The organism is Pantoea sp. SGAir0215 (assembly GCF_043543215.1).
In genome coordinates this window covers 1135664-1162637 of record NZ_CP028031.1, presented here as the reverse complement: position 1 = coordinate 1162637, position 26974 = coordinate 1135664, and the positions used below count along the sequence as shown (strand labels likewise).

At 50.9% G+C, this 26974-nt stretch carries 19 protein-coding genes, 1 tRNA gene and 1 pseudogene; 13 read left to right on the top strand and 8 right to left on the bottom strand.

All coding sequences use genetic code 11. The annotated features are described in order from the left end of the window. The first annotated feature begins 93 nt into the window (after positions 1-93). From C1N64_RS05465 to C1N64_RS05455, 3 genes are read left to right on the top strand one after another with little or no spacing between them, the layout of a single operon-like run. Positions 94-2508: an ABC-three component system protein gene (locus C1N64_RS05465; RefSeq protein ID WP_394515305.1), complete on the top strand. Its 2415-nt coding sequence runs from the start codon at positions 94-96 to the stop codon at positions 2506-2508. Then, on the top strand, positions 2498-3067 hold the full coding sequence (locus tag C1N64_RS05460; protein WP_251903807.1) for a hypothetical protein: 570 nt from the start codon (positions 2498-2500) through the stop codon (positions 3065-3067). Before C1N64_RS05465 ends, C1N64_RS05460 begins: the two co-directional genes overlap by 11 nt. Continuing rightward, positions 3060-5816 (top strand): AAA family ATPase, encoded by a 2757-nt coding sequence (locus C1N64_RS05455; protein WP_251903808.1) that lies wholly within the window; start codon positions 3060-3062, stop codon positions 5814-5816. Before C1N64_RS05460 ends, C1N64_RS05455 begins: the two co-directional genes overlap by 8 nt. A gap of 77 nt (positions 5817-5893) precedes the next feature. On the opposite strand, the gene C1N64_RS05450 is transcribed toward C1N64_RS05455, so the two are convergent. From C1N64_RS05450 to C1N64_RS05430, 5 genes are all read right to left on the bottom strand, one after another. Continuing rightward, on the bottom strand, positions 5894-7186 hold the full coding sequence (locus tag C1N64_RS05450; RefSeq protein ID WP_071685934.1) for an McrC family protein: 1293 nt from the start codon (positions 7184-7186) through the stop codon (positions 5894-5896). 17 nt (positions 7187-7203) lie between these two features. After that, positions 7204-9144 (bottom strand): McrB family protein, encoded by a 1941-nt coding sequence (locus C1N64_RS05445; RefSeq protein WP_251903809.1) that lies wholly within the window; start codon positions 9142-9144, stop codon positions 7204-7206. A gap of 238 nt (positions 9145-9382) precedes the next feature. Continuing rightward, positions 9383-10717 (bottom strand): DNA cytosine methyltransferase, encoded by a 1335-nt coding sequence (locus C1N64_RS05440; RefSeq protein ID WP_071685836.1) that lies wholly within the window; start codon positions 10715-10717, stop codon positions 9383-9385. A gap of 324 nt (positions 10718-11041) precedes the next feature. Beyond that, a complete protein-coding gene (locus C1N64_RS05435) occupies positions 11042-12295 on the bottom strand; it encodes a tyrosine-type recombinase/integrase (RefSeq protein ID WP_251903810.1) in 1254 nt (417 codons plus the stop codon). Between the two features lie 199 nt (positions 12296-12494). After that, positions 12495-12579: transfer RNA gene (locus C1N64_RS05430), tRNA-Leu, on the bottom strand. A 231-nt stretch (positions 12580-12810) separates the two neighbouring features. Between C1N64_RS05430 and C1N64_RS05425 the strand changes: the two genes are divergently transcribed. The 5 genes and pseudogenes from C1N64_RS05425 to C1N64_RS05405 all read left to right on the top strand — a co-directional run bounded on the left by C1N64_RS05425 (position 12811) and on the right by C1N64_RS05405 (position 18092). Beyond that, a complete protein-coding gene (locus C1N64_RS05425; RefSeq protein ID WP_058702596.1) occupies positions 12811-13302 on the top strand; it encodes a DUF2501 domain-containing protein in 492 nt (163 codons plus the stop codon). 181 nt (positions 13303-13483) lie between these two features. After that, positions 13484-14119 carry a hypothetical protein gene (locus C1N64_RS05420; RefSeq protein WP_006121820.1) on the top strand — a complete coding sequence of 212 codons (636 nt, stop codon included), beginning with the start codon at positions 13484-13486 and terminating at the stop codon, positions 14117-14119. 12 nt (positions 14120-14131) lie between these two features. Then, positions 14132-14800: pseudogene (locus C1N64_RS05415) on the top strand (MarC family NAAT transporter). Positions 14801-14929: 129 nt separating this feature from the next. Then, positions 14930-16498 (top strand): ABC transporter substrate-binding protein, encoded by a 1569-nt coding sequence (locus tag C1N64_RS05410; protein ID WP_282498452.1) that lies wholly within the window; start codon positions 14930-14932, stop codon positions 16496-16498. Between the two features lie 91 nt (positions 16499-16589). After that, positions 16590-18092 carry a helicase HerA-like C-terminal domain-containing protein gene (locus C1N64_RS05405; protein WP_367143353.1) on the top strand — a complete coding sequence of 501 codons (1503 nt, stop codon included), beginning with the start codon at positions 16590-16592 and terminating at the stop codon, positions 18090-18092. 32 nt (positions 18093-18124) lie between these two features. Here C1N64_RS05405 and C1N64_RS05400 read toward each other — a convergent pair whose 3' ends face one another. After that, the gene (locus C1N64_RS05400; RefSeq protein ID WP_006121814.1) at positions 18125-18619 is read right to left on the bottom strand and encodes a hypothetical protein; all 495 of its coding nucleotides are present in this window, start codon (positions 18617-18619) and stop codon (positions 18125-18127) included. A 248-nt stretch (positions 18620-18867) separates the two neighbouring features. On the opposite strand from C1N64_RS05400, the gene C1N64_RS05395 reads away from it, so the two are divergent. Further along, entirely contained in the window at positions 18868-20157 is a 1290-nt protein-coding gene (locus C1N64_RS05395) for a DUF445 domain-containing protein (RefSeq protein WP_289367780.1), read from the top strand. Positions 20158-20780: 623 nt separating this feature from the next. Here the strand turns inward: C1N64_RS05395 and C1N64_RS05390 are convergent. Then, a complete protein-coding gene (locus C1N64_RS05390; RefSeq protein ID WP_033739242.1) occupies positions 20781-21626 on the bottom strand; it encodes a BtpA/SgcQ family protein in 846 nt (281 codons plus the stop codon). A gap of 29 nt (positions 21627-21655) precedes the next feature. On the opposite strand from C1N64_RS05390, the gene C1N64_RS05385 reads away from it, so the two are divergent. Beyond that, positions 21656-22537, top strand: coding sequence for a PfkB family carbohydrate kinase (locus C1N64_RS05385; protein ID WP_058702600.1), 882 nt, complete (start codon positions 21656-21658; stop codon positions 22535-22537). Here C1N64_RS05385 and C1N64_RS05380 read toward each other — a convergent pair. After that, positions 22530-23480 (bottom strand): ABC transporter substrate-binding protein, encoded by a 951-nt coding sequence (locus tag C1N64_RS05380; protein WP_039339103.1) that lies wholly within the window; start codon positions 23478-23480, stop codon positions 22530-22532. The genes C1N64_RS05385 and C1N64_RS05380 overlap by 8 nt on opposite strands. Positions 23481-23804: 324 nt before the next feature. On the opposite strand from C1N64_RS05380, the gene C1N64_RS05375 reads away from it, so the two are divergent. The 3 genes from C1N64_RS05375 (at position 23805) to C1N64_RS05365 (ending at position 26974) form a co-directional block, all read left to right on the top strand. Further along, the gene (locus C1N64_RS05375) at positions 23805-24827 is read left to right on the top strand and encodes a LacI family DNA-binding transcriptional regulator (RefSeq protein ID WP_039338863.1); all 1023 of its coding nucleotides are present in this window, start codon (positions 23805-23807) and stop codon (positions 24825-24827) included. Between the two features lie 376 nt (positions 24828-25203). Beyond that, positions 25204-25950 (top strand): ATP-binding cassette domain-containing protein, encoded by a 747-nt coding sequence (locus tag C1N64_RS05370; RefSeq protein ID WP_161784123.1) that lies wholly within the window; start codon positions 25204-25206, stop codon positions 25948-25950. Positions 25951-25972: 22 nt separating this feature from the next. Then, positions 25973-26974 (top strand): ABC transporter permease, encoded by a 1002-nt coding sequence (locus C1N64_RS05365; protein WP_161784121.1) that lies wholly within the window; start codon positions 25973-25975, stop codon positions 26972-26974.

Below are 26974 nucleotides of genomic sequence, written 5' to 3'. Positions count from 1 at the left end.
ATTTTGGCTCCGCCTTTCGCGGCTTCTTTACCAAAGCGTGCGGCATAGCGCGTAGTCTCCACAATACCAGTCTCTCAACGCTAGGAGCGAAAATTGGCTGTAAAAGAAGAAGTGTCTTTCATCTCGCCTGAAGAAGAAGCAGTGATTAGAGGAGACAAGACAAATGCTCCAGAGCTATTCACTTTTGACTGCGGACAGCTTCCATTCGAACGCATGGGTGATGCTCAGTTTGAGCTTCTGGTGGCAGACATCTATCGAGCGGAATATGAAAGTAACGCTGAAAACTGGTATGACAGAGTAAGCCGCTTAAACGACGGTGCTGACCAAGGTCGAGACGTTGTCCTGTACAATGATGGGATACCAACAGGGGTAATACAGTGCAAGCGCCTCAAGAAAAATCTTGATTTAGGTACGGTTATCTATGAGATCTGCAAGTTCTTCCTGTATGCGCACATCAGACCCCAGATCGCGCCACATCCTGGAACGTCCTTTAAATACTACTTTGCGGTTGCCGATGGTGTAACCACTGAAGCTTTCGAGTTCCTACAGGCATCAGGTCAAAAACGTTTCGACGACAATATTTCGTCATTTGAAGATGAATGCGGGAAAATACTCAAAAAATCAAAAACGCTTCACAAAGATGCACGGCTCAAAGATCTATCTTCCAAGCAACTGCGTGAAATAGTGTGGCAGTGGACTCCCCTTTTAGATACAAAAATCCTTAAGAAGGATAGTTTATCAAGCTTGGTGGCCAAACACTCAAAGGTGAAGAATACCTATTTCAAACTGGATACTGATGCGACTCAGATAATCGAGGTCATCAAGCAGTATTTGGCATCCCAAGGCGGAGCATTTCCTGAAGCCGATAAACCCTATCTTCAGAAAATCCGCACAGAGTACATCGACCGAGAGTTGTGTGAGGTAGACCACCTCAATATCAGCCTCATCCAAGGTCCAGAACTCATCCCATTTTTAAAGGGCATGCTTGCCACAGAAGTGGGTACCTTTGAACAACATTTTGGCAATCGCCCTGTGGTGCTCACTGCCGGAGCAGCCGCTGCCACTCCTACACAGTGGAGCGAAATAAATGAGCTGGTAAAAGCCTATCCGTATCCACTTGTCTTCATGGTCGGATGCGGAGAGGTTACCGGTTCCTTGCTTATCAATTGGAAGACAGTCGACGGAATGTCTTGGGTAGATCCAACTTGGCGACCGGCTTCTGCACAGAAATTTAAAGCTGGATGGTGCTGGGTAACAGATCCTGACAACGAAAGTATCAACTGCTACATACTAGTTGAAAACGAGCCAAAGGATGCAGGCTTTGATCGCGGGAATGTTTCGCTTCGACTGGCTTTTAAAGATGTCATCATTTGGCCAACTTTGGGAAATGATTTTACAAACTCGATCCACCGTAATAACTCCCTATTACGAAGAATTATAGCTAGTCAGGTTGAGGACAGGCTCAAACGTCCAAATCTGATTTTGGCCTCCCAGCACATTACTGATCTTAAGGAGTTCGTGAAAGCTCTTTTGGATTATCATGCACGGCGATTGGTGTCCCCGATTGCAGTTGCAGCCGCTAACAGTGGACGTCTGCAAAGTTGTCAGATGCAGCTTCATAGTGCCACAGGGATATTCCCCTCCGTCGATAGCGAACATAATACTCGAGCAAGTCCGCCTGCGATGCAGCCCCCAAGCTGCGTGATGCGCAGGAGCACTAGCGGAGGACTGACCCTCACGTTGACGTGGAATGCGAATCTCACACTGGAACGTGCGAAAGGGCAGCGATTGCAGGGGGGTGTAGTCCAGGACGATCTAGAACCCGCAGCGCTGGAGTTTCATGAACTCTTCAACCGGCATCCTCCAGACCCTGATTACCCCGAATCGGTGAAGAAGGAATTTTCATTACTGGATAACTTCGTCCAGGATAGGGGAATCAAGGACGTCAAGGATTTTGCTTACCAGACCCGATATGGGGTGACATCTACGCACGGATTCACATTGGATGAATTGACCAATTCTGGAAAAAATGTGATGAAGGCGGTGCAGGCTCTAAGCTACCTAAAATCCCACAAGGATTCGGCTTGGGTTACTGAGCCAGGTAAAAAGGGCCATCTGCAGTTCACTGATCCCAACCAAGGTGATTACAACGTACTCGCGTGGACTAATGACGGGTATCGCGTAAGGCACATGTCAAATGATCTTTATCGGTGGGCAAGAGATACCGCCAATCATCCACCGCTCGTAGTGTTCGGTAATGGTGTTGGGAGAGTGAAGGATGAAAAGCCTAGTAAGCTCAGTGAACTCAATGGTTCCAGCAGCGAACGCTTTGATATTACGACGGGGCCAAGTGTGAAAGATTCCATCACAGATGTTGCAATGGTAAACAACGTCTACTTTTTTGCTCTCAATGAAATTGAGTCGATGTACGATGAGTCTGATGATGAATCAGCAGAGGAGTTCATGGATGATATTTCCAATCGTAGGAAAAAATTAGATGCTCAATGAACTGATTCATCTCCTTGATGAGCGTGCTGTCGAAGCTGGCTTCACTTCCCCTGAAGACCATATATTGTTGTTTGCTGATACGCCGTACTGGCCGGGTCCGCCTTTGGAGACTCAAGTGAAGTACTGGTCGACTAAGTTTGCATCAGTACTGCTTGTACAAGTCGATTGCCAAACGCCTGAAGAGGCTTGGATACAGACGAGACAGGCTGAAGCTTTCCTGGATGCTGCACTTTTACAGCGCGAAAGAAAGGGGGTAGTTGTTGATGGTTATCTGGTACTGGCGCTGACTCAGTTCACTGATGATTTCCGACAGTTCATCAATGATGTGGAAAAGGACACCCGCTTTGTGCGGAAACACGTTGTTTATCGAGATACTAGTGGCTGGCAGCGTTGCCAGCGCATCACTCCACTTGGGCTGGGTGGAAAATCTGAGCAAACCGAATTTTCCGGATTTGTACCTGAAAATGAACAAATGGCTGAGCTTTTGACATCTCTTGGGAGCGTTACAGGTAAGGAATTAGCTCGTCATCATGGAAAGGAGTGGGATCTAAATGAATAATCTTCCTATTAAGTTTCTTTCGGTGGAGATTCGGAATTTTCGCGGGGTTCCCGATGTTTTGCAAATCCCGCTCAATGCACCATTAACTATCATTCATGCAGCTAATGGTACTGGTAAAAGTACAATTTGCTATGCATTAGAGTGGCTGCTTACTAATAAAGTGGATGACCTTCCAACCACCTTAGACTTTTCTTGTCAGTGGGGGGATGGTGATACTTCTGTAAGTGCTGAATGTGAGATAAACGGCGAGACGTGCTATCTAGAACGGGTCAATGGAAAAGCTGCATTAAAAAAAAATGGGGAGACTCGCAAAAAAAAGATTAAGGATGCCGAGCTGCTTGAGATGCTCACACCATCCTCAGTTAAGGGCAGTAGTACTCAAGCTACTACTAAGGCCCGCCGCGACTGGCTTCGCAATTGCCGATGGTTGTACGCAAACTCATTAGCCCTCCTTGTTGACAATAGCAAGTCAGAACTAAGGCAACAAATTTTTGCTGACATATTGGGGCTTGGTCATCTTACAAACACGCTCAGCAATCTAAAGGAATACAGAAGTGATCTTCCTAGAGTCCAGGGACTGGAAAAAAGGTTGCAAAGCCTTACCATTGAGATTCAGACACTCGAAGAAAAGCTCTCCACCAACCAATTGGGACGGGAACAGCTCTCTTTCAAGTTGAAATCTATATTAGAGACATTTCCCAACACTCGGGTAACGGGAAATCTGTTGGATGACTTCAAAACAGCACAATTGGAAGTCGCTAAACTGCAGCAGACCACACAGCGCAAAAAGAACCTGTTGAACCAACTGCAGGAAGGATGGCTGGGGTATGAATCGGGCCTGCAACAGCTTGAAAGCAGTCGTAGTTTACTCACAAAGATTACCCAGGCCAGCTCAGCCTTGAGCGATGAGCATCGTCAGCTAGCTGAGCAACTTGCTAGTGTCGAAAGCCAGATATTGCAAGGGAAATTAGGAATTGAGTGGGCACAAAAAAACATCAATGTTCTCAATGGCTGGACAGGTATCATCTCGGATCCAAACTTCGTTCGGATCTTTCCTCAAACTGAACTAAGTTTCCAGTTCTTGGAGCAAAATTTTGTCGAGTATGGGTGGGAAAGTGACAGGCAACAGCGTTGGTTAGATGCTATTGAGTATCTGATCAGCAATAGAGAACTTCTGTTAGATCTTCTTAACGTCAAACGGGATCTATCTAGCAATCCAGTCCAACCACCGGACAACCTAGTGGAGCTATTAAAATCTGCAGATGTAGCTAAGCAAGCGCGTATTACAGCACAGGGAGAGTTCGATGCCCTTTCAAATGTCATCAACCGCCTGAGGGCATTGGGGCACGAAGCGTCACATTCCCTTTCGAGTGGGCACTGCCCGTTATGCGACCATGACTGGAAATCAGCTGATGTGCTGCGAAAACAGCTTTCCGATGCCAACTTATCGCCCGAACTTCAGGCTGCAAGCCATAAACTAGTAGTTGCACAGTCGAATGAACAGATCTGTGTAACGACACTACAAAACGCCAAGCTACAGCAATCTTCTTTTGAGGATTACGTTACTCGGGTAAAATCTATAAACGATAAACTGAAGGCCATTGAGGAAAGAACCAGTTATCTGAGCATCATGGATAAATCTGAATTCTCACATTCTGACATTACTAGTCTTCCGCATTTATTGGCTCGCATTAATTCTGCCATTAGTGCGAAAAGCATTGCAGAAGCATTATCGCAAGTTGAAGAATTCTTTCAACTACCTAGCTCCCAGACCGTAAATACCGGCGTATCCAAAGCTCTTCAGGCGCTTGTGCAGCATGCACAGCGCTTCCAGCAACAGTTCGACTCAGCCAATGCTATACGGGCAAGCCTTACCCTCTCTGTCAAAGAGAAGCTGGAAAGTATTGAAATAAAAACTAGAGAATCACATCAGGTCAACGCCAGCATTGCGACAGTTTCTCAACTGGTAAATCATTTTCAAAGCCAATGGAATGAGGTCATTGGAACTCTTCCCGTCACCAAAAATATACACACTTCAACCCAAGCAGCGGTTGAACGAGACCTTCTAAAAGCGGAGAGGTATGTAGTAGAGCTTCGCGATTGTGAGATATGCCTGAGTGTTGACTCTGATACTGAACAGTTAATAAGACTCCGTAGTGAGAAAATAGCGGTCGAAGAAAAGCTCAGGATGGGGCAAAGCCACATACTTGTCGCTGATAATGCGATTACACAATACGGCGATCATGTTCGTAATGCGACTGTTTCTAGCCTTGCCCCCCTCCTTGTCCCTGCTACGGAGTTATTCTCCAGAATGCACGCGAACGAGGTATATCACCAACTAAGTGTTTCTGGCGATGATTTGAATTGGATGGTACTTGCTGAAGGTCATGAGACGCCATTAGAAGCAGAAGAGAAGCTAAGCCAAGGACAGAGACAAGATTTAGCACTATCACTCTACCTTGCAAGGGCAAAGAATACCGGTGGAAGCTTCCTGTTGGATGAACCTATCGCTCATTTAGATGATCTAAATCGAGTAGCCATGCTGGATATTTTCAGACTTGTGGCAACCTCAATGCCGAACATGAACTTGATCCTGACAACTGCAAGTGACAGCTTGGCTCGACATCTTGCGCAAAAATTCTCAAGCCTTCCGGATGAGCACTTACTTAACACAATTTATTTAGAGGGGAATCCTCGCACAGGCGTCAAGGCAACTGTGACAAGAAATTCAATTGGTCTTGCTTCTTAAGCTTTATACTAGTATCAAAAAGACAGTGGAGTGTCCATAACCACCCGCTGTCTTACATGCTTAACTTAACAAGTAGTTTATTTATTTTTTGATCGGCTGAGCATAACCACTTTTTTCAACACGTCTCTAATCGCCAATAACGAGTTAGCGAGCATCGGAATTTTTACTACATGTAAAGAATATTTACCCTGTTCTTGAAAAGTATCAAATCTATGGTAAACCCCTTTATTTCCAGTCTCACTGGTAACATCTGGATATAAAAGCACAATGTCCATACAATTGAAACGCATGCCATATGTCAACATTTGATAGATATCTTCACGTGAGATACCTAAATTACGTTTATTCATGTGAAGAAACTTCCACTTTGTATCAATTATGAGTTCAGTAGCCCCTTCATTATTAATCAACCTAACATCAGGAATTAGCTCAAATACACCTTCACCATCATTACTAGAACACGCAAAAGTCCCTCTTGCCTGTGTTTTCGCTATTAAACCTTCGGATGTAGCAATCCAATTCAATTCCTTTGCAATAAATGCTTCAAATAAACGATAGGTAAAAATAATCTCTGATGTAGCTAATTCATCACCAACAAATATTCCAATCCCCCTCTCTTCCAAGAGTGATTGGCTTTGGCGAAGAAGTGAATGATAGGTTGCGGATAAACGGTCAGTACGCACCTTTGGCCATTCCAATCGATAATCTGGGGAGATATTGACTGAATCCATATCGGATAAACATAGATCAATAATTCCTCTTATATTGGCAGAACATCTCGATCGGTAGCGCAGTAAAACTTCTTTAAAAATTCTATTCTCCGGAACATCTTCAGTCAATGCAACCCATGATGATGCAAAACGCCCTGGCCTACGAATATTTTCGTAACATTGCTCAGGAAAGGTTATTCGACCTCTAGGGGAGGAAAGGCTATCTGATGAAGATATATATCGTCGAATGACTTGGCGACGGCGTGCCAACTGTAACTCATCACAAAATATCCCCAACAATGAATCGAATTTATTTCCATCAGTACTTAGAGGGGCTAATCCAGCGGTGATGAAACTAGATGATATAGCATTCTCAAGCATTCTAGATAAATTATTATCCAATAGGGTTCTGTTTTTCTGATCCAGCAAATTAGCACCTATTGGAACAACCTCTAGAATTAGCTTAGATGTTTCCAAGGTTCCTGTCCAAAATTTTGGCACCAATGCTCCTGCATAAATATCGAAATAAGCATCTGTATTTTTTCCTGTGCTTTTTTTCCATGCATGGAGAATTGATGTGAGTTCGTCAAAGCTGCTTAACTCAAGGCCTTCGCCAATTCTTAGCTTGGCCCATTCCTCACATTTCAGTATACGCTTCACTGACCCCTCTCAAGCTCTCAATTAAATACATTGGTGTCAATGAGAATAGGTTGACATATTTTTAGAACACAATGGATAGCATAGTCTTCATTATCTGGCCCCGGAATAACTTTTTTTGGATTCCAAAACCGTGGATCTAACTCTAAGTTTTTAGTTACAGAATGTGCCCTATAACCAAATGAAGCAGCAGTATCCTGATCTACTCCGAATAAAACTTCAAACTGTTTTTCCACTGGATTTATTTTAAAGAAGTTTGCATTTTTTGACGCGGAGTCTCCCAAGACAAGCTGTATCAAGCCTTCATTACCATAAAAATATTCACGCAGTAGAGGAATAACTCTAGTTGCTAACCGTTCAATAACTTTTGAGTTTGTATCACAGCCTACTAGGTATCCATGTCCAATACAATGATCTGCATCTAATAGATGTTCTATCCTTGAATTTATTGTCCGTAAAAGCTGTCCGCAATTAATAGATGGACTATCAATAGTGTCACGTAATAGGGATGAATCTGGTGGAATATTAACAAAATCAAATCGACGTCTAAGTGCATGATCGACAAGTGCAATATTTCTATCCGCAGAGTTCATCGTTCCTATTATATGCAAATTTGATGGCATGAAAAGCCGCGACTCTAACTCTTCAGCCCGAGGGTATTGCAACTCGATTCCGATAGGGAATTCCGCACCAACTCGCTTATCAGCATCCAGAGAAGAGATTAGTGGGCCTAAAATCCTACTTACATCACCTCGATTTATTTCATCAATAACAATAACGAACTCTTTTTCAGGTGATTGGATTGCACGTCTAATCATTCTGAGTAATAACCCTTCATGAAGTCGATATCTCAGTTGTCCATTTTTTAAATCAAAATTATTATTTTCAATTGATTCATCAACTTCATCTTCATTAACTATTACTGGTCGAATTGACTCGACCAAATCTTCATATTGTAAGGAGGGATGAAAAGTTATAAAGGCGCACTGATCCCGATAATCATTGAATCTTTCAAAAGAGTAAGATAACTCGCCTTTATCATCGAAGCTAGGTTCTATCAATTTAACTGCTTCACGAACCGCAGACAAAGTTTTCCCTGTTCCTGGAGGACCATAATAGATGCGAACGATTGATCTGGTTGAGCTTTTTTTCCGCAAAAGTAACCGAGTTCCAGCAGCAGCGAGATCTTGTAATGCTAATGCACGGAGGGCTTCAAACTCTTCCAAACTGCCAAACGGATAAACATTTGAGGAAAGAAATTTTGCAGTTTTTGCTAATTGGGATAAATCATTATATAATTCAGCCTTACTTACTGAATTTGGTAACACCTTTACAGTAACAAATGATGCCAATATTTTCTTTAAGGTTGTTGTTCTTACATCCTTAAGAAATACAACATCAGGAGAAATAGAAACACCAGCCACAGTTGATAATGGAGACGGAAATAATCCATTTTGGTCCCAATCAATACTTGATATTTTTCGACCAAACATATGGGATTGTCCCTCTCTTTTTACTGCATCTGAAGCAATATCAAAAAGGAGATTCGAAACTTCCGATAATTTGTTGTGGTTTTGAGCATTTTGATAATGTGAAGCAATCCCAAGCAAAATTGCCCCTGCTCGCGGCAACGCCATAACGATTAAACGCCAACCTGCATTGCTTCTGTAACGCTCAAATAGGCTTTTACGGTAAATGCTAATATTAATAAAATGCACATCTCCTAACCAAGACTTATAGTCATCTTCGCCTAGACCAGCTATTTTAATTTTATTTCTAATTCCACGACGTAGCTCATTATTCCAAATATTATCAATATTAGCTTGAGTATAAAAGTTGAAATCTGTATCTATCCCCCATTCGGAATCAGGAAACACCTCATGTAGTTCCGCTACAGAGCTAGCTTTCTCTAAAATGCATTTTTCTTCACTATTTGTACTCAAAAGATCAAGAAGTGCCATTTCTTATTCCTTGAAAAAAGCTGCTAAGTGATTGCTAGAATGCAGCGTTAAACATAGTTCGAAATTGTAAATATTGTAACAGATTACTTCTAGTCATCATATGAAAAATCGCCTCTAACAAGACAGTTTATGATTTTGATGTTAGTTTTTGAGGGACATTCAAACTGCAATCTGAGATTATAGTTTGAATGTCCCTACAAATATTTATAGCCTTGACGATAACTTCACTAACATTTTATTAACCACAGTTTTTCAAATTGACAGAAATATCTTCCTCAATTTCTGAGGTCGGTAGAGCTAACTCCGAAACACCTTTATCTCCTAATAATAAAAGCAAGTTTCGTACTGCCAAGCCTATACCTTCAGCCATCAAAGGCGGAACCGCATTTCCTACTTGCGAGCACCTAGCCACATCAAACTTCCGACGTGGTCCATTGATGGTATATCGGCCGTAAAAATGGAAGTCATCAGGAAAAGACTGAAATCTAGCCATTTCACGGACAGTAATGTTCCTAGGCTCTGCATAATGGATAAATTCGTCAGGATGCGTCGTAATAGTTGATACTGCCTCTGAAGAATCAATCAGGACCTTTTTGTCCTTTTTAGTTCCGTTTTCTAATAAGAAAGCTTTGGACAGTCTCCCCGGCGGCTGCGTTTGATGAGCGAGGTTGTATAAATCAAGAATTCGCTCCCCATGTTTTGAGTACCGATGAGAGTTAGGAATATTCCCTGTCTTTTGCCCTCTCCTTAAAGCACGCGCATATGCAGAAACAGCTTTAGTATAGGTTGATGACTCAAATTTCTCAGAATCGGGGCAAATAACTCGCAACCCCCCAGTGAGATCGTCTATTGCTTCCTTTGCTGTGATATTTTTGCTTTTATGTAATCCCCAATGCTCACGAACTGCCAGAGCTGCTTCATTTAGATTATCATTAAATGCAATATTTAGTTCTTGCGAAGATATTGGACAATTTTGAATGCCTAGTATAACCACCCGTCGTCTCGATTGCGGCACCCCAAAACGACTGGCATCTACTACATTTAAAATACTCGTATAACCCAACTCAGCGAGTTGCTTAATTACAGAATCAGCAACTGAGGTACGCTCTTCACCAGGGCGAGCTACAAAGCGACGAGCTATCCCTTCGACATTTTCAATTAATACAATGCGTGGCCGAACTAAGTCAACCATATCAAGCATTTGATATACAAGATCATTCCGTTCATCAGCACCATCGCGCCGTCCTCCAACACTGAAACCTTGGCAAGGGGGTCCTCCGGCCATCATAGTTACAGAGCCACGTAATGAGAGAAGATGAGCCCTATTAGACTCATTTCTTAGAAGCTCCACTATGTCATGGTTAGTTTTTGACAGCCAACTTGGCCATTTGTCAAAACTTGCGTATGGTGCATTTTGTACCAAGAAGTTATTAGATAGGGTTTCAAACGCCATCGGATCGCGCTCGATTGCAAAAATACCGGCCCAGCCAGCCTCTTTTAGCCCGAGACTCAGGCCACCGCATCCTGCGAAAAGATCGATGCATGTAAGATTTGGCTTGTTTGGCGTTGTCACTTCTTGATTCTCCGCTCTTTCAATTTTTTTCTCTTACAACAACCTGCATTGTTGTAGATTGGGTTAAGCATTATATACGGTAAATGTGGGCACTAATCACACAATAACCTTCAACCAGTCGAGCCTTAGCATCGATCGCAACCTCCTGTTTTTATGTTGCAAAAAACAGTAAATTCTCTATAAATCTTAGAGATAGTCGCTTATGTAACATTTATGCTCACTCCTTTCAGGAAGATTTGGTCATAGAAAAGTACATAAAGCAATCAATGCGGGCCCAAAATCAGCTCTCGAGGAACCGCTTAAAGATATCCGGCTGCACTAGGTTTAAGTATTCTTACCGAAATCAAACGGACTAACCCCCTTCTCCCGATTCACATCAAGAAAATCTGCCCACCACTGTAACATCAAACGGCGCTCATCCAAGTGCTCAGCCTTATGAATGTAAGCCGCACGTACTAAGTTACGTTCCATATGGCTCATTTGCCGCTCTACAGCATCCCTTGACCACAGCCCTGACTCAATCAGCGAGCTACATGCCATAGTCCTGAAGCCATGCCCACAAACCTCCACCTTAGTGTCATACCCCATAACACGCAGCGCCTTATTCACCGTGTTTTCACTCATCGGTTTACGAGGGTTATGATCGCCAACGAAAACAAAATCACGCTCGCCACTAAACTTGTGAACCTGTTTCAGAATTTCTAATGCCTGACGAGACAGCGGTACTAAGTGAGGTGTACGCATTTTAGAACCACGTTGCGAATGCTTAACACCTTCTACAGCTTCTCGTTCTGCCGGGATTGTCCACATTGCCCTTTCAAAATCGATCTCGGACCACCGGGCAAAGCGCAACTCACTGGAACGAATAAAGATTAATAACGTTAGCTCAACAGCCAGACGGGTTAAAGGCCGTCCGGTGTAGCTATCAATTCGGTGGAGTAGTTCAGGTAAGCGTTTCAGTTCAAGTGCTGGTCGATGGACACGATTACTGGAAGCAACTGCCCCAGCCATCTCCTGAGCAGGATTGTAATCGATCAAACCGCTTTGCACTGCATAACGCATAATCGCATTGGTACGCTGCTGAAGACGCGAAGCCACTTCAAGACGCCCTGTAGCCTCAACTACTTTGATAGGCACAAGGAGATCGCGCGTACTAAAACTATCAATATTTCGCTTTCCAATCGCTGGGAACAAATTATCTTCCAGGCTCTTCAGCACCCGCCGACTATGTTCTTCTGTCCATTTTTTATTTGCTGCGTGCCACTCTCTGGCAACTGACTCAAAAGTAATAGCTTCTTTCGCCTGTTCTTCTTTCACAGCTCGTTTGTGTTCGCGAGGATCGATTCCAGCAGCAACAAGCCTTCTGGCCTCTTCCCTCTTTTGACGAGCATCAGCCAGGGATGTTTCAGGATAAACCCCAAACGCCATCAGGTGCTGCTTACCACCAAAGCGAAAGCGGAACCGCCAGTATCTAGAGCCGTTGGGGTGAACCAGCAAAAACATGCCATCCCCATCGACTAGGGTGTACTCCTTTTCCTGCGGTTTCGCAGAACGCACTTTGATATCTGTCAGAGCCATAAAAGTTCTCCTTCCATGTGCCGCTGTGAGTATACAACCATTATCGAACCAGCATATATACTCGGTTCTATACTCACAAGCGACTTGATGTGGGTTGACTCAGATTGACTTCTGTTGAAAGGAAAATCGCGGAAAGCCTCGTGTGGCGCGGATTTCAGGCACAAAAAAAGACGTCCGTTGACGTCTATTGATGTTCTGATGGTGCCGAAGGCCGGACTCGAACCGGCACATCTTTCGATGGTTGATTTTGAATCAACTGCGTCTACCGATTTCGCCACTTCGGCACTGAAGAGGATGCGGAAAACGTTGGCGATTATACCGTTACGTGCCCGGCGCGCAACTCTATTCCGCTGTGTTGTGCGCTAAGCGGCGAAAAAACACACGGAACCCGGTAAACCGGCCCTGCGCCGCTGCCAGAATCCTCCCAAACCCCCGTCCCCTCACCATTCCGTCGGAACTTTCTCATCCCCACCGCCTCTTAGCAACACGAAGCACTAAACCAAACCGAGGTCGAAATGAAAAAGCGCCATATCGCCTGCGCCCTGGCAGCCCTGCTGCTGGCGGGCAATGCGTCAGCCGCAAGCTGGCAGGATCAACTGAGCAGTGCCGCCAACCAGCTCAGCCAGCAAAACAACGGTACAGCAGGTCAGCAGAACGGCGGGCTGTCGATGTCCTCCATTACCAGCCTGCTGAACAGCAACGACAAAGCCATGAGCGCCAACAGCATGACCAATGCCGCCGGCGTGATGCAGTACTGCGTGGAGCACAACGTGGTGAAAAACAACGTGCAGTCGGTAAAAGACCAGGTGCTGAGCAAGCTGGGCCTGAATACCACCGCTGCGCAGGAGCAAAAACCGGATTACACCCAGGGCGTGGCCGGGCTGCTGAACACCGGCAATGGCCAGCAGCTGAACCTGCAAAGCCTCAGCAACTCGCCGATGGGCGAGAAGCTCAAAACCAAAGCCTGTGACGTGGTGCTGAAGCAGGGTAAAAACTTTATCTCCTGACCGTCGCCTGCCAGCCCCGCGCTGGCAGGTTTATCGCCCTTCTCTTCCGCCTGTTTACCGCCTGTCAGCATCCCGCCCGCTGTCTGTATCATCTTGTATCGCAACACGTTAAGTCATAAGTTTTCCTTCCTAATGCGTTGAGCGTTATAGTGATGTTTTGGATTTGAACAGGACGGCACGCATGAAAGGTATCAACATCGCAATTTACTTTGATCCAGACCTGATCACAGCCTGCGTAAATGCGTCAGAAGGGAGCTATGTAAACAAAAAGTTCGAGTACGACGACGGGGTGATCGAAGAGATCTACCAGTGGCTCGAAGAGTACGATCCTAACCGCACGCATATCTGCCTGATTGAAAACGAAAGCGCTGAGCTGCTGGCCGACGAACTGGTGGATAACGGTTATCACGTCCATCAGGTCACCATCCACCAGCTGCTGACCTGGTTCGCCGCCGAACCACCTAAATCCCCGGATGGCACACCGATGCGCCTGATGCTGCGCTACATGGCCGAAGAACACCCGCGCGAATATGAATCCCGCACGCCGCAAACCGAAGCGTTGATGGAAATGTTCGACGAGCTGGATGCGCTGGAGATGGTGGAAGACAACGAAGACGAAGACAACCTGCCCGCCGACCTGCTGCGCAGCATGAAGAAGCATAAAATCAGCGCCAGCGATGCGGCACAGCGCCTGATCCCGGACGTGAACGAACGCATCCGCGAGCACCTGATGCAGTACCCGGAGCTGATGACGCCGGAAATCCTGCAAGACTTCTTCCCGGAGCTGCTGGAAGCGCTGGAACGGCCTAAACACTAAGCGGAATAAGGCATGCTGGAGCTAATCAAAGCAATCGGGTTGGGGCTGGTGGTGATCCTGCCGCTCGCCAACCCGCTCACCACCGTGGCGCTGTTTTTGGGCCTGGCCGGTGAGATGAATTTTCGGGAGCGCAACCGTCAGGCCCTGCAGGCGAGCATCTATGTGTTCGCCATCATGATGGTGGCCTGGTACGCGGGCAGCGCGGTGCTGCATACGTTCGGCATCTCCATTCCGGGGCTGCGCATCGCGGGCGGGCTGATTGTAGCGTTTATAGGTTTTCGGATGCTGTTTCCGGCGAAGCCGGTGGGCCATTCGGTCGAAGCCAAACACAAGCACGATGAGCTGGAAACCGCGCAGGAGCCGGTGAACATCGCCTTTGTGCCGCTGGCGATGCCCAGCACCGCCGGGCCGGGGACGATCGCGATGATCATCTCCTCGGCGTCTACCGTGCGCAGCGGGGTGGATTTTCCGGCCTAGGTTATTAATGTCGCGCCGGTGCTGACGTTCCTGGTGGTGAGCGTGATTTTATGGATTTCCCTGCGCAGTTCAGGGGCGATTATGCGCCTGGTGGGCAAAGGCGGCATCGAGGCGATATCGCGTCTGATGGGCTTTCTGCTGGTGTGCATGGGCGTGCAGTTCATTATCAACGGCGTGCTGGAAGTGATTCACACCTTCCACTGACGATCTGAGCCGCCCTTAACGGGCGGCTTATCAGCTAAGACGAAACTGGCATAGCTCAGAACAAACCGGCATTTTGACCTGCTCTGGCGCGGGTTACAGTAGGGTTATCAATCATTAAGGATAACCGCCATGCGCAAACCGCTGCTCCTGCTTACCGCCCTTGCTCTCTCCTCAGCCGCCCACGCGGCGACGCCAAAAGATACGTTCGTGGTCGCCGTGCCGCTGGACGGCATTATCAGCTTTGACCCGGCGGAAAGCTTTGAAACCGTCAGCAACAGCAGCCTGCGCAACATCTACCAGACGTTACTGGAGCCGGACCATCAGGATCCGCAGAAGCTGTCCCCGCTGGCGGCGCTGCGCTGGCAGCCGGGTAAAACCCCAAACAGTCTGGTGTTTGACCTGAATCCGCAGGCGCGTTTTGCCAGCGGCAATCCGTTGACGGCGAAGGACGTGGTGTTCTCCTTTACCCGCGCGGTGAAGCTGAACAAAGCGCCCTCATTTATCCTGAGTGAATTTGGCTGGACGCCGGAGAATATCGACCAGCAGTTCACCGTGATCAACGATCATCAACTGGAGCTGCGCTGGCCGGCACAAATCGGGCAGGATCTGGCCCTGCGCCTGTTGACCGCGCCGGTCTCCTCCATTGTCGACAGCAAGCTGGCGCAGTCGCATGCCGTCAGTAATGATTACGGCAACGGCTGGCTGAAAACCCACTCGGCGGGCAGCGCGGCCTATGCGATCAAACAGTTCGTGCCCCTGCAGGCGCTGGTGCTGGAGGCCAATCCCAACAGCACCCAGAAAGCGCACCTGAAACGAGTGCTGCTGAAAGGCGTGGCCGATCCGGGCACCCGTCGGCTGTTGATCCAGCAGGGCGATGTGGATGCGGCGTACCAGTTGGGGCCGGATCAGCTGGCCTCGCTGAAAAGCGATCCCAATGTGCACATCGCGGCCTTTCCTTCCAGCCTGATCTACTACCTGGGCTTTAACACCAAAAGCACGCAGCAGCCTGCGCTGGGGAATCCGGCCTTATGGCAGGCGGCGCGCTGGCTGGTGGACTACGACAGCCTGGCGAATCAGCTGCTGAAGGGGCAATATCGTGTGCACCAGAGCTTCCTGCCGCAGGGCTTTGACGGCGCGCTGGAGACCAAACCGTTCCACTACGATGTCGAAAAGGCCAAAGCGATTTTAGCCAAAGGCGGCATTAAGCCCGGCGCGCATATCGCGCTGTCGGTGGTGAATCAGCCGCCGTATATCGATATTGCCCAGGCGCTGCAGTCGAGCTTTGCCAAAGCCGAGGTGAATCTGGATATCCAGCCGGTGGCGGAATCCGAGCTGTGGAGCAAGATGCGCAGCCGTCAGTTCGAATCCATCTTTACCTACTGGGGCGCGGACTATATCGACCCGAACACTAACGCCAGCACCTTCGCCTATAACGTGCCAAACGGCAGCAAAACGCTGGCCTGGCGCGTGGGCTGGGATATTCCGGAGCTGAGCGCCCTGACCCGTAAAGCCGCCGGAGAAAGCGATGCCGCGAAGCGCCGGGCCGATTACGTCTCGCTGCAACAGCAGCTTCAGCAGAACTCACCTTACGTGGTGATGCTGCAGGGCGAGGTGCAGGTCGCGCTGCGCAAGAACGTGACGCACGCCCAGCAGGGCATTGGCGTGACGCTGCTGAATTTTGAAGAGGTGCAGAAGTAAATTTCCGGGCGGCAGCACGCAATCTTTACTGACGGCTGCCGCCCCGCTGGCTATGCTTGACGCATGACTGACTATTTGTGAGTACTGCGCTATGACCGCTCCCCTGCTTATCGCCCAAACCCCTGACGTTCAACTGCATTTGCTGCCGCAGATGGCAAACCGCCACGGCCTGATCACCGGTGCGACCGGCACGGGAAAAACCGTGACGCTGCAAAAGCTGGCGGAATCCTTTTCGTCGATTGGCGTGCCGGTATTTATGGCGGATGTGAAAGGCGATCTAACCGGTGTGGCGATGGCAGGCCAGAGCAGTGAAAAGCTGCAGGCGCGACTGGCCAGCATCGGCGTGACCGACTGGCAACCGCAGCGCAATCCGGTGGTGCTGTGGGACATTTTTGTGGACAAAGGCCATCCGGTGCGCGCGACAGTGTCGGATCTGGGCCCGCTGATGCTGGCACGGCTGCTGAACCTGAACGAGGTACAGAGCGGCGTGCTGCAGATCATCTTCCGCATCGCCGACGATCAGGGCCTGCTGCTGCTGGATTTTAAAGACCTGCGCGCCATGACGCAGTACATTGGCGATAACGCGAAAAGCTTTCAGACGCAGTACGGCAATATCAACAGCGCCTCGGTGGGTGCGATCCAGCGCGGGCTGCTGGCGCTGGAAGAACAAGGCGCGGAGCACTTCTTTGGCGAGCCGATGCTGGAAATTAGCGACTGGATGCGCGTCGACAGCGACGGCAAAGGCATCATTAACATCCTGTCGGCCGAGAAGCTGTATCAGATGCCAAAGCTATATGCGACCAGCCTGCTGTGGATGCTGTCAGAGCTGTATGAATACCTGCCGGAAGCGGGCGATCTGGATAAACCGAAGCTGGTGTTCTTCTTTGACGAGGCGCACCTGCTGTTTAACGATGCGCCGCCGGTGCTGCTGGAGAAGATCGAGCAGGTGATCCGCCTGATCCGATCCAAAGGCGTAGGGATCTGGTTCGTGACGCAGAATCCGGCGGACATTCCGGATACGGTGCTGGGCCAGTTAGGCAACCGGGTACAGCATGCGTTGCGCGCCTTTACCCCGCGCGATCAGAAAGCGGTGAAAACCGCCGCCGAAACCCTGCGCGCCAATCCGGCCTTTACGACCGTAGAGGCGATCCAGGCGCTGGGCACCGGCGAAGCGCTGATCTCCTTTCTGGATGCCAAAGGCAGCCCGTCGGTGGTGGAACGTGCGATGGTGATCGCTCCCGGCTCGCGCATGGGGCCGGTGAATACGGACGAGCGCAACGGGCTGATCAACCATTCTCCGCTGTCGGGCAAATATGACACGGAAATCGATCGGGAATCGGCTTACGAACGTCTGCAACAGGGCGTGCAGGCCGCCAGTGAGAAAGCCAATGCGCCCGAAGCCAAAGGCAACACGGTGGAGGTCGACGACGGTATTCTGGGGGGATTAAAAGAGATCCTGTTTGGCAGCACCGGTCCGCGCGGCGGCAAGCGAGATGGCGTGGTGCAAACCATGGCGAAAAGCGCGGGACGACAGATTACTAACCAGATTATTCGCGGCGTGCTGGGCAGCCTGTTTGGCGGTCGCCGTCGCTAAAGGTCGGTGGCAGCCTGGCTGCCACCTTAACGCTACTTGTGTTTCCAGCTGGTAGACACCGGGTTGGTGACGGTGTTCTTTTCCTGCGTGTAGGTGCCGTTCTGCTGGGCAATCGCCTCGCCGGTATCGACAATCGCGTTCTGGATAAACACGTTCTGCTTATCGCCGCGCACAAAGGTCAGCTGATGGAAGGCGGTCTTATTGCCCCAGTCGGTGGACGGCAGCGAGATAAAGCGCACCGTGAAGGTCTCATCATCGAACTTGCCCTGCATCACGTACACGCCGTAATGGTTTTCCCCCTGCGAGATGATTTTATAGGTGCCGTTGTCGTAGTAATAAATTTCGGCATCGGGGAAGGGTTTTTTGTCGTACATTTTACGGTAATGCAGGACCTGCTTAATGGTGGGCTTTCCGAAGCTGACAGTCAGATTTTTTCCATCGGCAGAGGTGGTCAGCCCTTCTGCATGCGCGCCGATACCACTCATTAACATCAACAGACTTGCGGTTGCCGTTGCGATTGCTTTCACGTGAATTCTCCTGGTCTGGTTCCATGGATAGGGTGCGTCAACGTACGGAGACTGCTCCCGAAATGTACACTGCTGTAACTGTTTATAAGAGTGGTAATTTTTAATGTTATTAGTTTTTAGGAACAGTCTGATTCGGGAATCGCCCACCGCGTTAAGACAGGCCGGTTTAGTGCCAGACTTAACTGCGCTTTTCGGCCTGGATCGGGCAACGTTGACTTACTCAGCAGGCAAGCTGCTAAGATCAGGATATGGATAAACAACGCGAATTAAAACGGACCAAACGCCTGGCGCTCTCGCTGCTGCTGCTGGCCGCCATCACTTTTGTTGTCACGCTGTTTCTGCCGCCCAACTTCTACGTCAGCGGTATTAAAGCCATTGCCGAAGCTGCGATGGTCGGGGCGCTGGCCGACTGGTTTGCGGTGGTGGCGCTGTTTCGCCGCGTGCCGGTGCCGTTTATTGCCCGTCATACGGCCATCATTCCGCGTAATAAAGATCGCATCGGTGAGAATCTGGGCCGCTTTGTGCAGGAAAAATTTCTGGATACCGATTCGCTGCTGAATCTGATCCGCCGCCACGATCCGTCGCACATGCTGGCGACATGGCTGAGCGCGCCCGGTAATGCCGATCGGGTCGGTCGTCATCTGTTGCAGGTGATGCGCGGCTTTCTCGATCTGACGGATGACGCACGCATCCAGCACTTTATGCGCCGGGCGGTGCACAAGGCAATCGACAAGGTAGATCTCAGCCAGACCGGCGCGCTGATGCTGGAAAGCCTGACCAAAAATAACCGCCATCAGGAGCTGCTGGATGCCGCGATCGATCAGCTGCTGCGGCTGCTGGATAAACCCAGTACCCGGGAATTTATCGCCAACCAGCTGGTGCGCTGGCTGAAGCGCGAGCATCCCATCAAGGCCAAAATGTTGCCGACCGAGTGGCTGGGCGAGCACAGCGCAGAACTGGTGGCGAATGCGGTGGATTCGCTGCTGGATGATGTGGCGCTGGATCAGGGCCATGAACTGCGGCTGGGCTTTAACCGCGCGGTAGATCGCCTGATTGAGAAGCTGAAAAACGATCCGGAAATGGCGGAACGCGCCGAGGTAATTAAAGGCTGGCTGAAAGACGATCCTACGCTGAACCGCTATATCGGCGAGCTGTGGGGCGATCTGCGCGACTGGCTGAAAGCGGATCTCAACAGCGAGGCGTCAAAAGTGCAGGACAAGGTCCGCCAGGCGGCGCTGTGGCTGGGCGAAACCCTCGCCGCCGATGAAGGGCTGCGCAGCTCGATGAATCAGCATCTGGAAGACGCTGCCCGCAGCGTTGCGCCGGAGTTCGCGGCGTTCCTGACGCGCCATATCAGCGACACGGTGAAAAGCTGGGATGCGCGCGATATGTCGCAGCAGATCGAGCTGAACATCGGTAAGGACCTGCAGTTTATCCGCATCAACGGCACGCTGGTGGGCGGCACCATCGGGCTGGTGCTGTATCTGCTGTCGCAGATTCCGGCGCTGCTGCCGGTGGTGAAAGGCTGGCTGGCCTGATTTAACACCGCCCTGTTCTGCTTAATTCAACTACATGATTAAAGGGAGGTAAACATCACCTCCCTTAGGTGCGGCCTGAACGTGATTTACCTGAAGGACTTCACGATAATTTCAAGCAGTTGCAGTAGTGCAACCATGAGCTTCAGAAATACGCGAGCGATTTCTATCCATCTCATACGCTGGCTCCTGTGGTCAGGAGCACTTACAGCCTGCGTACCTTTCCGCTGCCTGTAACAGGCTGATTAGGTTGATAATGCATGATGTGCCCCTGGAGGTTAAGGCACTGACGGCACCACCCGTTGCAGCCAGGACTTGTCAGTCATGAAACGCATCTTTCACAGCACAGTGCGGCCTCAGAGCACATCAACATCAACCTGGAAAAGCATAACAAAAACACTGTATAAATAAACAGAAAAATACAATGATTGCGAGCGAAGCCTCAAACCAATCCAGTCAGAGCGTACAATAAAGCATCACCTGCTTGCACCATGCCGGATTAATTCGTATAGTTCAAAACGTTGATAATGCATGATGTGCACCGCACGCAATCGTGCTGACGTAAACAAAAAACCTCGCCTCACTCGCGGGGTTTTTTGTTGTCTGCGCCAGAGAATAAACGGCGGTTATGCCTGATCCAGCGCCGACTGCGCCACGGCCATAAACTGTTTTACCCTGTCTCGGTCCACATCGTTCCACCAGACGCCGTCCACCTTGAGCGCGCTGGCCACAATCACGCCCTGGGTGCGTCCCAGAATCTGGCAGACATTGGCGGGCGTGACGCCCGAACCCACCAGCAGCGGTAAGGCGGTGGCGGCGCGGATCTCGTCGATTTCGTCCAGCGTGGCGCTGTCGCCGGTACGCTGTCCGGTGGCGATAACCGCGTCGGCTTCAAAGAAATCAACGTCGCGGGTCAGTTCCTGAATGGAGCGGTCGGCGACTATCGCATGGCTGCCGTGTTTAACGTGGCTGTCGGCAAACACCCGAATATGTTCGGCACGTAACTGGCTGCGGTAGCGCAGCGCTTTGGCGGCGGCCCCTTCAATAAAGCCTTCGTTGGCAATATAGGCATTCGCCCACTGGTTGACGCGGATAAAATCCGCCCCGCCCGCCAGCGCGGTGGCAAAGGCAGGCAGCGCGGCGTTTGCCAGCACGTTAATACCCAGCGGTACGCCAAAACGTTCGCGCACTTTTTCCGTAATTACCGCCATGAATGCCGGCGTTTCCGGGCCAATATCCTCGGGTTTTGAAAAGGGAATATCGCCATGGTTTTCCACGATCAGACCGTGAACACCGCCGAGAATATAGTTTTCGGCATCGCGTAAGGCGCGCTCAATGATCGCGCTGACGGATTTGCCGCGATATTTTGGCGAGCCCGGAAATGGGTCACAGTGAATCACGCCAATAACGGCTTTGGGGCGGGAAAATATCGCTTGTATTGCGTCATTTTTTTCTGCTGATATAGCAACCATCGCGTCTTTATCCTGTTCAGGAAAACACTATGCGTGTTTATGTGGCTGGTAATATTACTGTCGATGAAACCTGGTCTGTCACGGATATTCCGGCTAAGGGCGCCTCTGTGCATGGTTATCACCGTTCGCAGGATATCGGCGGTAAAGGCGCGAATCAGGCGATCGTATTATCCCGCTGCGGCATCGAGACGGTTTTACTTGCCGCGACCGGTCATGACAGTAAAGGAAACTGGATCCGTCAGCAGCTTATACACGAGCCGGTGACGTTACTGCCTGCACAGCCTGTTGCGGCCCTGAGTGATACCTCACTTATTTTAAACAGCGCCGACGGCGATAACGCCATTATTACCAGTACAGCGGCGGCTGAGGCGCTGGATATCACGACGCTCAGTCACCATCTTGCCGGCGCGCGTCCGGGCGATCTGCTGGTCCAGCAGGGTAATTTCTCGCCCGGGAAAACCCACGCGCTGTTCAGCCTGGCGAAATCCCTTGGTCTGATCACCGTCTTTAATCCCTCGCCAGTGCACGCCGGTTTTCGCGCCTGCTGGCCGCAGGTAGATATTGCGGTAGTGAATCAGCATGAAGCCCAACAGTTAGCGCCCGGTGCCGTTAAAACGTTAGTGGTTACTCACGGCAGCGCCGGGGCCTGGCTGATTCAGGGCGAGCAGCGGACGTTTTGCCCGGCGCAGCCCGCTCATGCCGTGGATACCACCGGTGCAGGCGATACCTTTCTTGCCGTGATGCTGGCATCCGCACTCCTCCGTGGGGGCGAGATTGATAAGTTAGCACTTACTCACGCCAGCAAGGCTGCCGCGCTGACCGTCAGTCGGCATGGCACACGTCAGGCCTTTCCCACCGCAGAGGAGCTCGCCGCGCTGCTCCAGGCAGGCGGCGAGTCAGCGGTTATTTAAACATCGCGCGATAGCTGTCCACGTTGGCTTTGGTCACTACCGTGGCCGGCACCAGAATGGTTTTCGACACGGTTTTGCCTGCGGTAATCGCGTTCAGGGCCTTCACCGCCTCTTCACCCATCTTTTTCGGGTCCTGTTGCAGGACAGCCGTGACATACCCGCCATCGATGCCGCTGATAGCTTTGGAGGTCAGATCCCAGCCAAAGACTTTGATGTCTTTCTGGCGGCCCTGGTTTTCCACCGCCGCAATCGCGCCCAGCAGGGCCGGTTCGCCGGTCGCGTAGATGGCGGTTAAATCCGGGTTGCCGGTGATCAGGTTTTCTGCCGCCGTCATCGCCGTATCCTGCACGTTCTGGCCATCAACCACATCCGCGACGGTGATGCCTGGATGACTTTTAATGGTTTCTTCAAACCCTTTTTGACGCTGGTTCTGCACGGCTGAGTTCAGCGCGCCCACAATGCCCAGTCGCGCTTTGCCGCCCATATTTTTCGCCACGTAGTCGACAAAATATTTACCAATAATTTTGCCGCCTTCCAGGTTATCCACGCCCACCTGTGCCGCCTGTGGGCCCGCCGGTAATACCGCATCAATCGCAATGACCGGTATTTTGGCGGCGGCCGCTTCTTTAATGGCCGGCATAATGCCGTTGACGTCAATCGCGTCCACCATAATGCCCTTCACGCCCTGCTGAATATAATTTTCGATCGCGTCGTTTTGCGATACGGGATTATCGTTGGCGTTAAAGATTACTAAATTTTTACCGCTGGCTTTCGCGGCTTCCTGTGCGCCCTGATTCATCTGATTAAAAAACAGGGCCTGCTGATTAATCTGAACCAGCGCATACGTCGTGGCGGCGTGCGCCAGTGAAAATAACGACCCCGCAGACAGTAAGCCGGTAGCCAGCGCAACCGCGCGCAGTTTTCTGGTGTTAAATGCCATCATCATAAAATTCCTCGTCGGGAATGTGCGATAACCAGTCGATCTCCGCATCGTAATGCAGAGGGATTATTGTTGGCGGGCAAATATCGTCTGAATGGCTGATTCAGCCAGGACCTGAATAACCGACTTTCTGTTCGCCGTCCATTATGGTGAACTTGTGAAAGGGATTAATCGGGTTTGGGAGGGACTCCCGGGTCATGCGGTAAACTGTCTCTACCATTCGCTTCCGGCAAAATTTTGTCAAGCGATTATTTTATCGTCAGCGGTCAGGGAAAACACTGTATTCGCTGCGCGTAACTGTGTTACTGATAGCCGATTCCGGGCAAGATGGCAGAAGATATGAGTAAAAAACGGGTGTTGTTATCCGACGTCGCAGCGCTGGCCGGGCTGTCAAAAGCGACCGTATCCCGCTATATGAATCAAAGCATTATGCTGCCGCAGGAAACCATCGACCGGATTGAAGCGGCGATTCGTCAACTGGATTATCGCGGCAACAGCCTGGCACGCCGTCTGAGCAAGGGCGGCAGCGAAACCTTAGGGCTGGTCTTGCCCGATATTACCAACCCCTTCTTTGCCGAACTGGCCGATGCCGCCGAAGAAGCCGCCTCGGCCCACGGCTACAGCCTGGTGCTGTGCCTCACCCGCAACCATCCTGACAAAGAGAGCCAGTTTATTCGCTGGCTGGATACCTGCCAGGTGGATGGCCTGCTGTTTACCACTAACCATCCTGATAACGGCCTGTTACGCAAAGAAATTAACCGCCACCAGCGCATCGTACTGCTGGATGAAGACATTCCCGGCAGCATGGTGCCCAAGGTCTTTGCCGATAACGTACAGGGCGGCCGGATTGCCACCGAAAACCTGATCGCCGCCGGTCACCGCCATATCGCCTTTGTCGGCGGGCCGGATGAGCTGATGAGTGTGCGCGAACGCTATCAGGGCTTTTGCACCGCGATGACGCAGGCGGGCCTGCACGTGCCGCCCGAATGGGTGATGTACGGCGAATACCAGCGTGAATTCGGTGAGCAGGCGCTGGAAAGGCTGTTCAGCCGCGATGAGCGCCCTACCGCTGTCTTTGCCGCCAGTGATTATCTGGTGCTGGGACTGCTGGATGGCCTGCGCGCACGCGGACTCACAGCCCCTGAGGCGCTGTCGCTGGTGGGCTTTGATGACGCGACCTATGCCGACTTTACCCAACCGCGCATTTCTACCATCCGCCAGCCCGCGCGGGAACTGGGCCGCACGGCGGTTCACATCATGTTGCGCATTCTGAATGACGACCTCGCCGTGCCCGCCGAAACCCGCCTGCCGGTGGAATGGGTGGCGCGCGATTCGATACAAATGTGTTAACAACGTCCCAAAATGGCGCAAAAGTGCACAGTTTTAGCGCAAATAACGCGCTTTTTAATTTCACAGCGTTATAGTGAGTAAACCGGTTTACCTGAAATTAACATTTAAATGTTTTGCATTACAAAAGGTTAGACCGTGAATGTCGCGCCTGTTCCCAGGCTGGCACGGAAGCTGCAATGTCGTACCCGGCAAACAAATATCGTTGTAGCGCGTTGTTCTGTATGTAATGACAAAGGGTTTATCTTGCAGGTAAACCGGTTTACAAGGGCGTAAACCGTGCCGGATAACCTCTTTTTACCCGCAGAACAACTTTCCCGTTAGCGGTGATGGGAGTGATCACATGCAGCAAATACAACCTGCCCCGGCACGGGTAGAAATGGTGAATATTACCAAGACTTATGGCGCGATACGGTCCCTGCGCGGCGTCAATCTGCAACTGGCCCCGGGCGAAGTGCTGGGCCTGGTGGGCGATAACGGCGCGGGTAAATCCACGCTGACCAAAGTGCTGTCTGGCGCAGTCGTGCCCACCAGCGGCACGATTCGTATCGATGGTGAAGACCAGCATTTCAGTAACCCGGCGGATTCCCGCCGCTGCCATATCGAGATGGTGTATCAGGACCTGTCGCTGTGCGACACCGTCGATGTGGCGGGCAACCTGTTTATGGGACGTGAGCCGATGAAGTCGATTCTCGGCATTCCGTTTCTGGACGAAGAAAAAATGCACGCAGATGCGCGGGAAATGCTGAAAGGCCTGGGCATTTCAATCCCCGACACGCGCTTACTGGTGCGCAATCTCTCCGGCGGTCAGCGCCAGGCGATTGCCATTGCGCGCGCCGCCGCCTTCGATCCCAAAGTGCTAATTATGGATGAACCCACCGCCGCGCTGGCCGTCGCCGAAGTCGAGGCGGTGCTGGAGTTGATCCGTCGGGTCTCGGCGCGTGGCGTGAGCGTCATCCTGATCACCCATCGCTTACAGGATCTGTTCCTGGTGTGCGATCGCATCATGGTGATGTACGAGGGCACCAACGTGGCGGAACGTCGCGTGGCCGACACGGATCTGACCGAGATCGTCAATTTGATCGTGGGTGAGAAGTTTGTCGCCCGCTCGGCCGCCGCGCACTGAGCGAGGTAACAGGATGACTATTATGAATCTGAGCAGTTCCCGTATGGCGCAACACTCGTTGCCGCGCCGCCTGCTGCACAACCACTCTGGCGTGGTGAGCATCGCGCTGTTTTTTGTGTTCTGCTGCGTGGTGTTCTCCCTGATCACCGGCAACTTTCTCAGCAGTGCTAACTGGCTGAATATCATTCGCCAGAGCGCGCCGCTGCTGATCGTCGCCACGGCGATGACGCTGGTGATCACCACGGGCGGCATCGATCTTTCCGTAGGATCGACGCTGGCGCTGGTCGGCGCGTTGTCGGCTATCGCGCTGAATAACTGGGGCCTGCCCTGGCCGGTGGTGTTGCTGGGTGGCCTGCTGCTGGGGGCGCTGGTGGGGGCCATCAACGGCTTCTTTATCGCCTATGAAGGCATTCCGGCCTTTATCGTCACGCTGGCGACGCTGGCGGTGGTGCGCGGCGTGGCGCTGCTGATTACGCAGGGCTATTCCATTCCCATCCCTGCCGACAGCCCGTTCGCTTTTATGGGCCGCGCCTGGGTACTGGGCGTGCCGATGCCCGCGCTGATCGGCATCGTAGTGCTGATCGTCGGCCATATCGTGCTGAATCATATGCGCTTTGGTCGCTATGTCACGGCGATTGGCGCGAATGCGGAAGGCGCGCGCCGGAGCGGGATTAACACCAAAGCCGTGACCATGAAGGTCTACATCATCAGCGGCATGGCGGCGGCGCTGGCGGGCATGATCATCACTGCGCGTCTGGGCAGCGGCTCCTCCAACCAGGGCGAAGGCTTTGAGTTACAGGTTATCGCTGCGGTGGTGCTGGGCAGTACCAGCCTGTTCGGTGGTTTCGGTACCGTTATCGGCACGCTGCTCGGCGCGCTGTCGATTGCCATCATCCAGAACGGCCTGATTTTGTCGCACATCTCCCCGTTTTATACGCAGATCGCCACCGGTACGATTATTTTGCTGGCCATCTGGCTGAACACCCGCATTCTCAACCCGACGCGATCGGCGGCGAAAGGATAG